This is a genomic window from Streptomyces sp. NPDC030820 (assembly GCF_055572075.1).
In genome coordinates this window covers 597,021-608,999 of record NZ_JBVIEB010000002.1, presented here as the reverse complement: position 1 = coordinate 608,999, position 11,979 = coordinate 597,021, and the positions used below count along the sequence as shown (strand labels likewise).

Below are 11,979 nucleotides of genomic sequence, written 5' to 3'. Positions count from 1 at the left end.
TCCCCCCCCACCCCCCCCCCCCCCCCACCCCCCCCCTCCCCCCCCCCACCACCCCCCCCCCCCCCCCCGGCCCCGACGGCGACGAGTGCCTCGCTCACGGTGCTACTTCACCGCGACCTGGGAGATGTCCAGCACGCCGGTCCAGTCGCTGATGACGATGTTCTTGACGTCCTGGCCGTACAGACGCTTGTAGACCGGGTGGAACAGCGGCACGACGAGGGCCTGCTCGCCGATCTTCTTGTCCAGTGCGCCCCACCGCTTGGCGGCGGCGTCAAGGTCGGTCAACTTGTTGATCGCGTCAATCTCGGCATTGACCGACTTGTCGTTGAGCAGACCTGTGTTGAAGTTCGCTCCGTCCTTGACGATCTGCCGGCCGTCGAAGATCGGGGCGAGGAAGGGGCCGCCGGAGGGCCAGTCGGCACCCCAGTGCGCGAGGAAGAAACCGGGCTCGGTCTTCACACTGTGGATCGTGTCCCGGTAGTCGTTGTCCTCCAGGCCCTGCAGCTTGACCGTGATGCCGGCCTTCTTGAGCGCGTCCTGGACGGCGGTCGCGATCTCCGGGCTGGTCTCGAAGTCCTTGGCGTTGGAGTGGGTCAGCGTGACGGTGAGCCCGTTCTTGTAGCCGGCCTGGGCGAGCAGCTCCCTGGCCTTGGCCGGGTTGCCGGATGCGCCCGCCGGGAACGGGTCGTACGGCGTGTAGCCGAAGGACTTCTGGTTCGGCAGGAAGGTGGTGGCGGGCTCGGCGAGCGCGCTGCCGCCGGCCGCGTTGACCACGGAGGACCGGTCGACGGCGTAAGCGATCGCCTGCCGCACCTTCGGGTTGTCGAAGGGCTTCACGGTCGGGTTGAACGCGATGTAGTTCGTGTAGCCGAAGTGGCCGGTGCCGACGCGCGCGGCCAGTTCCTTGTCGCCGCTGACCTTGGCGAGTTCGGCCGGGCCGAGGTTGGTGTCCGTGGTGACCGCGGCCGCGTCCGCACCCCGAGACGCGGACAGCCGCTGGTTGATCACGGAGGAGTCGAGCCCGGAGCGGACGTCGATGGTGTCCGGGTAGGCCTTGCGCTGGTCGTCGACAGCCGTCGACCAGTACTTGTTGCGTTCCAGGAGCAGGTGCTCGCCGTCGTTCTCGTTCTTGACGACCCGGTAGGGGCCGGACGAGATCGGGTGCTCCTCGTACTTGGTGCCGTTGTCCTTGCTCCTGGGCACCGGGGCGAACTGCGTCTGCGTGGCGAGGAACGGGAACTCGCCCTCGGGCTTGTCGAGACGGAAGACGATGGTCCTCGCGTCCGGTGTCTCGATCGCCGAGAGGCCCTTCTTGTCCTTGTAGGGGCCCTGGTAGTCGGCCGCGCCGACCAGCCAGTCCCTCAAGTAGGGGGCGCCGCCGGAGAGTTCGGGGGCGAAGGAGCGCTCGATGCCGTACTTGATGTCGGCCGAGGTGATCGGCGTGCCGTCCTCGTACTTGAGGCCCTTCTTCAAGGTGTACGTCCACACGGTCGCGTTCTTGCTGGGGCGCCCGGTGTCGGTGGCGAGGTCGGGGACGACCTTGGCGCCGGCCGCGCCGCTCTCGCGGTTGCGCGTGGTGAGGGTGCGGAAGACCAGCGAAGGGACGTTTCCGCCGCCGGAGGTGTAGAGGCGAGCGGGGTCGAAGTCGGTCTGCGGCTCGGAGTTCAGCACCGTGAGGGTGCCGCCCTTGTGCGGCGTGGAGTCGCCACCGGAGCCCTTGGCATCGCTGTCCTTCGGGCCGCAGGCGGCGGCGCCCGCTGCCACGACCAGGCTGACGGATGCCGCTGCCACGCGGCGCGCTATGACGGACGGTTGACGCATCGGAATGACGACCTCTCGAATACTGAGACTGATGGACAAGAAGTGAGACGATTGCGGGCAGACGTCAGCCCCAGCGTCGGGTCGTCGAAAATGCGTGACTCAGTCCGTGACTGACTCACGGACGCAAAAAGCGGAGAAGGGTCGCGACGTGAACGCCGGGGAGGCGGCGTCAGCGACAGTCGATGTCGGCCACGCAGAGTGCGGTCACGCCGATGAGCGCCAGCTCGATGGCTGCGCTCCCACGGACGGCATGACTAGACCACATGGGCAGAAATATGAACGAACATACGGCTCACGTCAATGTGACATGAGTGGCGCCCGTCAACTCCTGGGATACGGCCAGGGGTTGGGCAGACAGTGGATTCCGTCATGGTCGAGGAACTTGGTCTGCTGCTGCATGACCGGGGCGAGTTCGCCGTCCTTCTGGCACGTCACATGGCCGTGGCCGAGCCGGTGACCGACCTCGTGGTTGATCAACATCTGCCGGTAGGCGTGGATTTTGTCCCCGTATGTCGTGCTGCCCTGGGCCCACCTGTATGCATTGATCATCACTCGTTCGGTGGCGGCCGAGTCGCAGGAGACGTTGTCCTCGGCGGTGTCGAGCCCGGACTTGGCGCACCACTTGGCGGTCGTACCGGGGCTCGCCAGCGTGATCACGAAGTCGGGCTTGCCGGAGGAGACCCGCTCGAAGGTACGGGCGCCGCCATGGGCCCAACTTCGGTCGTCGTTCAGGGTCTTCTGCACCGCCTCGGCGAACAGCTCGCCGTCCAGGCCGAGTCCCTGCTCGATGTCCACGCGGTAGGTGTACTTCTGCCCCTTGCCGGGCGCCTTGGCGGAACCGGGCACGGTCTCGAACTTCCCCGAGCCCTTCAGCGTGGCGCTGAGCGGGTACTTCCGGTCCATCTTCTGCTCGTACGACAGCGCGACCGTGCCGGGCGAGGCGGAGGAGGCCTCACTGCCGGGGGTACGTGCGTCCCGGGCCTGGTCGGTGGCGGCGCTCGGCTGTCCGCCGCCGTCGTGCTGCGACCCGGTGACCTGGCCGGCGACGATCACCGCGAGCACGGTGGTGACGGCGGCCGCCGCGATACCGGTGAAGGCCCGTCCCTTGCCGCCGGGGCGCTGCGCGGGCAGGCCGACGGAGGGCTGCGCGGGCGGGCCGGTCGGGGGTGCGTCGCCGGGGTCCGCCTCCGGGGCGTCGGCCGGGTGCCCCTCGGCTGGGCGAGGCTTGCCCGGCCGGGGCGTGAAGACGTCGATGTCGTCGTCGAGGCCGACGCCGCCGTGCCCGCCGGTGAAGGCGTCGAGATACTCCTGCCGGGGCCCGGCCCCGGCCCCCGGACCGGCCGGCCGCTGCCGCGGAAGCACGACACCGGGACCGGCCGCCCCCGCGAACTCGCCCCAACCACCACCGGCTTCCCGCTGCTCGGGGTGCCCACCACGAGCAGCCGGAGCGCCCTCACGAAGACGGGGAACACCGTGCGCGGGGGTGCCGTCGGGAAGTCTGCGGACACCCTGTGCGGGGGTGCCGTCGGGAAGACGAGGCATGCCGTGCGCGGTCGTCCCGTCAGGATGCCTCGGGACACCGTGCGCCTGGGTGCCGTCCGGAAGGCGGGGCACACCACGCACGGGAGTGCCGTCGGAAAGCCCCGGAACACCACGCGCGGGCGTCCCGTCAGGCAGCCTGGGAACACCACGCACGGGCGTCCCGTCAGGAAGGCGCGGCACGCCGCGCGCCGGGGTTCCCTCCCCGAAACGCGGCGCACCCTGGGCCGGCATGCCGTCCGGGAACCTCGGGACACCATGTGCCGGAGTGCCGTCGGGAAGCCTCGGAACACCGTGGGCCGGAGTGCCGTCGGGAAGCCTGCGGAACCCCTGCACGGGAGTGCCGTCGGGAAGCCTCGGTACACCCTGGGCCGGAGTGCCGTCAGGAAGCCTGCGGAACCCCTGCACGGGAGTGCCGTCAGGAAGCCCCGGAACACCACGCGCGGGCGGGCCGCCGGGGAACCTCGGGGCACCGCCTGTAGGAGTGCCGGGCGGGAAGTCCTGCGGGCCGCGCGGCGGGGAGCCGGTGGCGGTGCCGGGAGCGCTCGTCGGTGCCTGTCGCTGGCCGGGTAGCAGCGGCTGCCCGCCTCGGGCGCCGCTGGTCCGCCCGGCGGGGGGTGCGTCCGCGGAGTCGCCCTTCGGGGACGGGCCGCGGCGGCTGTGGCGTCCCACGTCGGCCTCAGCTCCCCGTGCCCGAGTCGGTGCCGGTGTCCCCGGTCTCCGCGAGGAGTTCCCGGAACGCGTTGGCCACCACGTCCGGGTACTCCATCATCGCCACGTGCCCGGCGTCCGGCAGGGACAGCAGGCGCGAGTCGCGGAAGGCGCGGGCGGCCCGGTGGGCCATGCGGAAGCCGACCAGCTGGTCGCGGCCGCCGTAGATCAGCAGGGTCGGCGCGAGCACGCGCTCGGCCTGGCGCCACAGCCCGTGCTGTCCGCCGAGCGTGTAGGCGTTGACGATCCCGCGCGCGGATCGGGCCATCGCGTCCCAGAAGTACGGCAGCTGCAGCCGCCGCTCCAGCTCCTCCACGGCGTGCTGGAACGCCTCGGGCGACACCTGCCCGGGGTCGCCGTAACAGAGCGCCAGGACCCCGCGCACCCGCTGCTCGGCCGTCCACTGCTTGGTGAACCGGGTGAACAGGGCGGCGACGCCGGGCACCCCGAGCAGCGCGGTCGGCGCCGCGGTGCGCTGGATGCGCAGCTCCGGCAGGGCCGGGGACACGAGCGTGAGCGTACGGACGAGGTCGGGGCGTACGGCGGCCACGCGCGTGGCGACCGCGCCGCCGAGCGAGTTGCCGAACAGGTGCACCGGGCCGCGGCCGGCCGCGTCGAGATAGCGGATCACCGCACGCGCGTGCCCGGTGACGGAGTAGTTCCCGTCGTCCGGGGGCGGTGAGTCGCCGAAGCCCGGCAGGTCGACCGCCTCGCTGTCCACGACGCCGTCCAGCTCGGCCATGAGCGACGACCAGTTCTGCGAGGAACCGCCGAGCCCGTGGACGTACAGCGCGGGCGGCAGGCCCTCGCGCGTGGGACGGCGGGACCGGATCGACAGGGTGACCCCGGGCAGTCCCACGGACCGCAGCCGCTCGCCCTCACCGACCCGGACGGGCGCCACCCGGGGAAGCACACTGGCGGCCGGCACGGACGGCGACTCGGTCGAAGACATGCGGCAATGTTACGAGGTGATCACGTCGTGGTTCATGTGTTCGCCGTCACAGAGTGCACCGCGGGTGACGGGTGGAGCGGAACCGAACCCGGATCCGGACCGGATCCCAACCGGATCCGGACCGGATCCCAACCGGATCCGAAACCGGATACGAACAGGTCCGCTGCGAACGGGCGAGACGGCATGGCGTCCGGTTCCGCCGTCTCATAGGCTCGTACAGAGGGCACCCGGTATGTGGCCCCTGCTGTTTCCAGGGACGTTCGTAGGAAGGGAGCCCACCATGGCCTATGACCCCACCGAACCCGACACGATCGAGGACCTGGAGGCCGACGCGGTTCCGGAGCCGGAGATCGACGTCGAAGCCAACGAGGTCGACGCCGCCGAACAGCACACCGATATCAAGCCGGACCGTGACGACCCCTTGACGGGCGTGGATCCGGCCCGCGCGAACGAGGCCGATCTGGTCGAACAGGCGCGTGTGGTCTCGCTCGACGAGGACGACTACCGCTGACCTCGCCGACCCCCGCGGCCGCACGGGACGCCCGCTGCAGCTCGCGAGGAGCGCGTCCGCGAAGTCCTCGAACGCCCGGCTGCAGCTTCCGCCGCCGTCCGGTACGTGAAATTCTGCGCTCGCAGCGCGCACACCACGGTTACCGAAAAGTACGATGGCCGCGCGGCTGACACCGCGATATGGACGACTTTGGGAGGCGGCGTGACAGCCATCGAGCAAACTGAGGCAGCACGCCCGCGTGGCACCCGTCTGCCACGCCGAGCCCGACGGAACCAGCTGCTGGGCGCCGCCCAGGAGGTTTTCGTCGCGCAGGGGTACCACGCGGCGGCGATGGACGACATCGCCGAGCGGGCCGGCGTGAGCAAGCCGGTGCTCTACCAGCACTTTCCCGGCAAGCTCGACCTCTACCTCGCCCTGCTGGACCAGCACTGCGAGTCACTGATCCAGTCCGTGCGCAACGCGCTTGCCTCGACGACCGACAACAAGCAGCGGGTCCGGGCGACCATGGACGCCTACTTCGCCTACGTCGAGGACGACGGCGGCGCCTTCCGGCTGGTCTTCGAGTCGGATCTGACGAACGAGCCCGCGGTCCGCGAGCGCGTCGACAAGGTCACCAACGACTGCGCCGAGGCGATCTGCGACGTCATCGCCGAGGACACGGGTCTGTCGCGCGCGGAGTCGATGCTGCTCGCCTCCGGCCTCGGCGGTCTCGCCCAGGTGGTGGCCCGCTCCTGGCTGCACAGCGACCGCAGCGTGCCGCGCGACCAGGCGGTGCAGCTGCTGACCTCGCTGGCCTGGCGGGGCATCGCGGGCTTCCCGCTGCACGGCAGCGAACACCACTGACGGCCGTTTGTTCCCGTGCGCTGTTCGCTGACGGCGTTCCGGCCCGCGGCGTGCGGGTCCTCTCACCGGGCTAATGTGTGCTGGGTACGGCGCGGAAGATCGCGCACATCACTGACCGTCGGAGGGACATAGCCGTGGAGGTCAAGATCGGCGTGCAGTACGCGCCCCGCGAGATCGTTCTGGAGAGCGGTCAGAGCGTCGAGGAGGTCGAGCGCCTGGTGAGCGACGCGCTGGCCGGAAAGACGCAGCTGCTGACCCTCCAGGACGAGAAGGGCCGCAAGGTCCTGGTGCCGACGGACCGCCTGGCGTACGTGGAGATCGGCGAACCGACCGTGCGCAAGGTGGGTTTCGGCGCGCTGTAGGCCGACGTCGTGAGAAGGGCCCGGCGGCCGTGTGCCGCCGGGCCCTTCTGCGTGTGCGGGGCACACAGTCGGAGCACAACTCCTCCACAGCGGAGGATTGCACTCCGCAGGTCACGGGTATGACGAGCTACGACCGCACGTGGGCAGGCCGCCGTGGGAGGAACCCCGACATGATCCTGGAAGCACTCGCGTCCGCAGTGCTCGGTCTGATCCTCGCCTGGGCGGCGGCACACCGTCTGTCCCACCGCCTGCCGGCCCGCCCGCTGGTCTTCTGCACGGGCATCGCCGGCGCCCTCTTCGGCGACTTCGTCACCCACACCGCCCTCGGCCCCGGCGCCGCCTGGCTGAGCCTCCTGGGCGCCGCGATCATCTCGGCGGCATCCCTGTCCCTGCTCATCCGCCCGGCGGGCGGACTGCGCCGATCAGCGACGGCGTAGCCGAAGCTGAAGGGGCGCGGGGCTGTGTTTGACATGCGGCTCCGCCGCGGGGCGCGAGCAACCACACCACACCCGCAGCCGCGCAAATCCCCGCAACCACCCCCCACGAAGCGCACCGCTCTCAGGCCGCGAGGCCCAGCGCAGCCATCCGCTTCGTGTGCGCCTCAGTGATCCGCGAGAACATCCTCCCGACCTCCGCGAGATCGAACCCGTCGGCAACCCCGCCCACGAGCATCGTGGACAGCGCGTCCCGGTCGGCGACCACGCGCTGGGACTGCGACAGCGCCTCGCCCATCAGCCGCCGCGCCCACAGCGCCAGCCGGCCCCCGACCCGCGGGTCGGCGTCGATGGCGGCCCGCACCTTCTCCACCGCGAACCCGGCGTGCCCGGTGTCGTCGAGGACGGCGAGGACGAGTTCGCGCGTGTCCGAGTCGAGACGGGCGGCGACCTCCCGGTAGAAGTCGCTCGCGATCGAGTCGCCGACGTACGCCTTGACCAGACCCTCCAGCCAGTCCGAGGGCGCGGTCTGCTTGTGGAAGCCGTCGAGTGCGGCGACGAACGGGTCCATGGCGGCCGTCGGCTCCTCGCCGATCTCGGTCAGCCGGTTCCGCAGCCGCTCGAAGTGGTGGAACTCCGCCGAGGCCATCTTCGCCAGCTCCGCCTTGTCCGCGAGGGTCGGCGCGAGCTTCGCGTCCTCCGCGAGCCGCTCGAACGCCGCAAGCTCCCCGTACGCGAGCGCGCCGAGCAGGTCCACGACGGCGGCGCGGTACTGCGGGTCGGCGGAGGCCTGCGCCCAGTCCTGGGCGGCGACACCGGTGGGTTCGGCGGAGGCGGCGGACGCGTTCTCAGGCTTGTCAGAGCTAGTCATGAGGCGCACAATAGCCCGCTTGCGCGGCGTCGGAAGGTCGTGGCCGATCAGTGTGACGACCATGACGTGACCAAATCGGCCATCGCATGTGCGCGAATCCGGGGTATGGTGGTAATGCGCCTGCCAGAGTGCGTCGACGGTGTTCGACGGCTCCGAACAGGCTGCATGCATGAGGATGCCCGGTCGGTGGCCCGATCGGCTCCGACCCGACAGCCCTCCCTGGCCGTGCGGCACAGTACGTACGACGACCGGAGGGACACCCTCAGCGGTACGAGCGCTAGAGCGTCGGCAGAGGTCCCGTGTCTTACGGCTTGCCTTGAGTGGCTCGCTCGTACGGCGGCCGACGTCCCCGGCACGGTCGCACATGACCCCCGCGCTCGCCTCGCGCCGCGCACACAGAAGAGGCATGACCCTGACTACAACGTTTCGAGACCTTGGGATCCTCCCCGAGACCGCCGAGGCCCTGGAGGCCGTCGGCATCACCACTCCCTTCCCCATCCAGGAGATGACGCTTCCCGTCGCCCTTTCCGGCACGGACGTCATCGGCCAGGCCAAGACCGGCACCGGCAAGACGCTGGGCTTCGGTCTCCCGCTCCTCGAGCGCGTCACCGTCCCCGCCGACGTCGAGGCCGGACGCGCCGCCCCCGAAGCCCTCACCGACGCCCCGCAGGCGCTCGTCGTCGTCCCCACGCGCGAGCTGTGCACCCAGGTCACCAACGACCTGCTGACCGCGGGCAAGGTCCGTAACGTACGCGTGGTCGCGATCTACGGCGGCCGGGCCTACGAGCCCCAGGTGGAGGCACTGAAGAAGGGCGTCGACGTGGTCGTCGGCACCCCGGGCCGGCTGCTGGACCTCGCGGGCCAGAAGAAGCTGAACCTGAAGCACGTGAAGTGCCTGGTCCTCGACGAGGCCGACGAGATGCTCGACCTGGGCTTCCTGCCCGACGTCGAGAAGATCATCGACATGCTGCCGGTCAAGCGCCAGACCATGCTGTTCTCGGCGACCATGCCGGGCGCGGTCATCGGCCTCGCGCGCCGCTACATGTCCCGGCCCACGCACATCCGCGCCACCGCGCCGGACGACGAGGGCGCGACGGTCGCGAACATCAAGCAGTTCGTCTACCGCGGGCACTCCATGGACAAGCCGGAGATGGTCGCCCGCATCCTGCAGGCCGAGGGCCGCGGACTGGCGATGATCTTCTGCCGTACCAAGCGCACGGCCGCCGACATCGCCGAGCAGCTGCAGCGCCGCGGGTTCGCGTCCGGCGCGGTCCACGGCGACCTCGGCCAGGGCGCCCGCGAGCAGGCGCTGCGCGCCTTCCGCAACGGCAAGGTCGACGTCCTGGTCTGCACCGACGTCGCCGCGCGCGGCATCGACGTCGAGGGCGTGACCCACGTCATCAACTACCAGACCCCCGAGGACGAGAAGACGTACCTGCACCGCGTCGGCCGTACGGGCCGCGCGGGCGCCAAGGGTACGGCGATCACGTTCGTCGACTGGGACGAGATCCCGCGCTGGCAGCTGATCAACAAGGCGCTGGAGCTGGACTTCAACGATCCGGTGGAGACGTACTCGTCCTCCCCGCACCTGTTCTCCGACCTCGGCATCCCCGAGGGCACCAAGGGCGTCCTGCCGCGCTCGGAGCGGACCCGTGCCGGTCTGGACGCGGAGGAGCTGGAGGACCTCGGCGAGACCGGCGGGCGTGCCGCTCGCGGCCGCGGCCGTGGTGGCCGGGGCGAGCGTGACGGCCGTCCCGAGTCCGGCGCCGCCGAGCGCGAGCGTACGGCCCGTACGCCGCGCCGTCGCCGCCGCACCCGTGGCGGGGCACTGGTCGACGAAGCTACGACCCCTGCGGCGCCGGCCACCGAGTCGGGCACCGCGGACACCGCCGGCGTGGAGGAGCCCGGTGCGCCTCGCACCCTGCGCCGCCGTCGCCGTACCCGCGGCGGGGCGCCGGCGCAGCCGGTGACGGCCACCGAGGCCGCCGTCGAGTCGGTGGACACGGCGGAGGGCCCGGCCCAGCTGGAGACCCCTGAGGTCCCGGAGGCTCCGGAGAAGCCGCGGCGCCGCCGCACCCGCAAGTCGGCGGAGCCGGTCGTGACCGAGACGGCGCCCGAGACCATCGCGCCGGAGCCGGAGCCGGCACCTGTGGCCGCCGAGCCGCAGGCCGTGGCCGCGCCCCTGGAGGCCCCGGAGGTGAAGCCGCGCCGCCGTACGCGCAAGACGGCCGAGCCCGCCGCCGAGACGGCCGTCGCCACCGCCGAGGGCGCGGAGGCAAAGCCGCGCCGCACCCGGAAGACGGCCGCCGCCGTCACCGAGGCAGCACCGACTGAGGCAGCACCGGCCGAGGCAGCACCGGCCGAGGCAGCACCGGCGGACACGGAGGCGGAGCCCAAGCCGCGCCGCACCCGCAAGAAGGCCGCCGCCGCACCGGAGGCCGCCGAGGCCGCCGTGGACACGGCCGAAGGTACGGAAACCAAGCCGCGCCGCACCCGCAAGAAGGCCGCTGCCGCACCGGAGACGACCGAGGCACCCGAGGCCGAGGCCAAGCCCCGCCGGACGCGCAAGACGGCTGCCGCCGCCGAAGCCGCGGTGGACGCGGCCGAGGGCACGGAAGCCAAGCCGCGCCGCACGCGGAAGAAGGCCGCCGCCGCACCGGAGACGACCGAGGCACCCGAGGCCGAGGCCAAGCCCCGCCGCACCCGCAAGACGGCCGCTGCCGTCGTCGAGGCGGACGGGGACGCCGAGGTGGCCGCGCCGAAGGTCCGGCGGACCCGTAAGGCCGTCGCCAAGGCGGTCACCGCGGAGATTCCGGCGCAGGCCACCGAGGAGCCGGAGGCCAAGCCGCGTCGCCGTACCCGTAAGGCCACGGCGGCCGTCGAGGCCGCCGAGAGCTGATCCGGCACACGCCAAGCGACGGCCCGGTCCCTGATGAGGACCGGGCCGTCGCCGTTTCCGGACGTCCGCGGCGGAGCCGTACATCAAACAGAGCCCCGCACCCCGCCCAGCCACAGCACAGCGCACCCGCCGCGCCCGATAACCTCTCCCCATGAGCAGGCCCGCCACCTTCGTCCCGCCTCCCGGTGCCCGTGCGTACTCGCTGCGGACCGCGCGCGGAGAGTTCGCCGTCGTCGACGCTCCCGTGGCCGACGGGGTCGCGCCCCGAGGGGTGGCGCTGTTGCTGCCGGGGTTCACCGGGAGCAAGGAGGACTTCAATCCGCTGCACGTGCCGCTCGCGCGGCGCGGGTACCGGACCGTGGCCGTCGACGGGCGCGGGCAGTACGAGTCGGACGGGCCCGAGACCGACGAATCGGCTTATGCGCAGCAGGAGTTGGCGCGGGATGTGCTGGCGCAGGCGGAGGCGCTCGCGGAGCCGGTGCATCTGCTGGGCCACTCCCTCGGCGGGCAGATCTCGCGCGCGGCCGTACTGCTCGACCACGCGCCCTTCCGGTCGCTCACCCTCATGGCCTCCGGCCCCGCGCACATCTCGGAATCCCAGCAGCAGCGCGTGAAGCTGCTGCGGGACGCACTCGCGGTGATGACCATGGGCCAGGTGTGGGACGCGATGCGGGCGATGGAGACGCCCGAGGAGACCGAGACGGCGACGCTCGACGGCGGCCTCGACGACCGGGACGACCTGCAGCGCCGCTGGCTGGCCACCAAGCCCGCCCAACTCATCGCGACCGGACGCCAGCTGTGCGCGGAACCGGACCGTGTCACGGAACTGGCCGCGCTGCCGCTGCCGTTCCATGTCCTGTCCGGCGCGCGGGACGACACCTGGCCACTGCCCCTGCTGGACGACATGGCGGTACGGCTGAACGCACGGCGGACGGTGATCGAGGACGCCGAGCACTCCCCCAACACCGACCAGCCCCTCGCCACGGCCCGCGCGATCGCCGACTTCTGGGACACGGCCGTCGGACAGGGCTAGCGC

Annotated in this window: 11 protein-coding genes; 6 read left to right on the top strand and 5 right to left on the bottom strand. The window is 71.5% G+C overall.

Translation table 11 applies throughout. The features are described 5' to 3' along the window. Positions 1-102: 102 nt before the first annotated feature. The 4 genes from ACZ418_RS07410 to ACZ418_RS07395 all read right to left on the bottom strand — a co-directional run bounded on the left by ACZ418_RS07410 (position 103) and on the right by ACZ418_RS07395 (position 5,023). Positions 103-1,821 carry an ABC transporter substrate-binding protein gene (locus ACZ418_RS07410; RefSeq protein WP_468358265.1) on the bottom strand — a complete coding sequence of 573 codons (1,719 nt, stop codon included), beginning with the start codon at positions 1,819-1,821 and terminating at the stop codon, positions 103-105. A 169-nt stretch (positions 1,822-1,990) separates the two neighbouring features. Continuing rightward, on the bottom strand, positions 1,991-2,086 hold the full coding sequence (locus ACZ418_RS07405) for an Ms4533A family Cys-rich leader peptide (protein ID WP_351207989.1): 96 nt from the start codon (positions 2,084-2,086) through the stop codon (positions 1,991-1,993). A gap of 56 nt (positions 2,087-2,142) precedes the next feature. Then, positions 2,143-3,363 (bottom strand): DUF3152 domain-containing protein, encoded by a 1,221-nt coding sequence (locus ACZ418_RS07400; RefSeq protein WP_468358262.1) that lies wholly within the window; start codon positions 3,361-3,363, stop codon positions 2,143-2,145. Positions 3,364-4,039: 676 nt separating this feature from the next. Then, positions 4,040-5,023, bottom strand: a complete 984-nt coding sequence (locus ACZ418_RS07395; RefSeq protein WP_468358259.1) for an alpha/beta fold hydrolase — start codon at positions 5,021-5,023, stop codon at positions 4,040-4,042. Between the two features lie 280 nt (positions 5,024-5,303). Between ACZ418_RS07395 and ACZ418_RS07390 the strand changes: the two genes are divergently transcribed. The 4 genes from ACZ418_RS07390 (at position 5,304) to ACZ418_RS07375 (ending at position 7,176) form a co-directional block, all read left to right on the top strand. After that, entirely contained in the window at positions 5,304-5,534 is a 231-nt protein-coding gene (locus tag ACZ418_RS07390) for a hypothetical protein (RefSeq protein ID WP_468358256.1), read from the top strand. 201 nt (positions 5,535-5,735) lie between these two features. Then, complete coding sequence (locus ACZ418_RS07385) at positions 5,736-6,377, top strand: TetR/AcrR family transcriptional regulator (RefSeq protein ID WP_468358253.1); 642 nt, start codon at positions 5,736-5,738, stop codon at positions 6,375-6,377. A 134-nt stretch (positions 6,378-6,511) separates the two neighbouring features. Then, a complete protein-coding gene (locus tag ACZ418_RS07380) occupies positions 6,512-6,739 on the top strand; it encodes a DUF3107 domain-containing protein (protein WP_450981106.1) in 228 nt (75 codons plus the stop codon). A gap of 170 nt (positions 6,740-6,909) precedes the next feature. Continuing rightward, complete coding sequence (locus ACZ418_RS07375) at positions 6,910-7,176, top strand: hypothetical protein (RefSeq protein WP_468358250.1); 267 nt, start codon at positions 6,910-6,912, stop codon at positions 7,174-7,176. A 121-nt stretch (positions 7,177-7,297) separates the two neighbouring features. On the opposite strand, the gene ACZ418_RS07370 is transcribed toward ACZ418_RS07375, so the two are convergent. Then, positions 7,298-8,044: a ferritin-like fold-containing protein gene (locus ACZ418_RS07370; RefSeq protein WP_468358247.1), complete on the bottom strand. Its 747-nt coding sequence runs from the start codon at positions 8,042-8,044 to the stop codon at positions 7,298-7,300. A gap of 406 nt (positions 8,045-8,450) precedes the next feature. On the opposite strand from ACZ418_RS07370, the gene ACZ418_RS07365 reads away from it, so the two are divergent. Together ACZ418_RS07365 and ACZ418_RS07360 are read left to right on the top strand one after the other, a co-directional pair. Continuing rightward, positions 8,451-10,943: a DEAD/DEAH box helicase gene (locus ACZ418_RS07365; RefSeq protein ID WP_468358245.1), complete on the top strand. Its 2,493-nt coding sequence runs from the start codon at positions 8,451-8,453 to the stop codon at positions 10,941-10,943. A 151-nt stretch (positions 10,944-11,094) separates the two neighbouring features. Then, entirely contained in the window at positions 11,095-11,976 is an 882-nt protein-coding gene (locus tag ACZ418_RS07360) for an alpha/beta fold hydrolase (protein ID WP_468358242.1), read from the top strand. Positions 11,977-11,979: the final 3 nt, after the last annotated feature.

Excerpts from the sequence above, each read along its gene's own strand:
- ACZ418_RS07400 (WP_468358262.1), bottom strand. The coding sequence starts at position 3,363 with ATGCCTCGTCTTCCCGACGGCACCCCCGCACAGGGTGTCCGCAGACTT.
- ACZ418_RS07405 (WP_351207989.1), bottom strand. The coding sequence starts at position 2,086 with ATGTGGTCTAGTCATGCCGTCCGTGGGAGCGCAGCCATCGAGCTGGCG.
- ACZ418_RS07395 (WP_468358259.1), bottom strand. The coding sequence starts at position 5,023 with ATGTCTTCGACCGAGTCGCCGTCCGTGCCGGCCGCCAGTGTGCTTCCC.
- ACZ418_RS07375 (WP_468358250.1), top strand. The coding sequence starts at position 6,910 with ATGATCCTGGAAGCACTCGCGTCCGCAGTGCTCGGTCTGATCCTCGCC.
- ACZ418_RS07360 (WP_468358242.1), top strand. The coding sequence starts at position 11,095 with ATGAGCAGGCCCGCCACCTTCGTCCCGCCTCCCGGTGCCCGTGCGTAC.
- ACZ418_RS07370 (WP_468358247.1), bottom strand. The coding sequence starts at position 8,044 with ATGACTAGCTCTGACAAGCCTGAGAACGCGTCCGCCGCCTCCGCCGAA.
- ACZ418_RS07390 (WP_468358256.1), top strand. The coding sequence starts at position 5,304 with ATGGCCTATGACCCCACCGAACCCGACACGATCGAGGACCTGGAGGCC.
- ACZ418_RS07365 (WP_468358245.1), top strand. The coding sequence starts at position 8,451 with ATGACCCTGACTACAACGTTTCGAGACCTTGGGATCCTCCCCGAGACC.
- ACZ418_RS07410 (WP_468358265.1), bottom strand. The coding sequence starts at position 1,821 with ATGCGTCAACCGTCCGTCATAGCGCGCCGCGTGGCAGCGGCATCCGTC.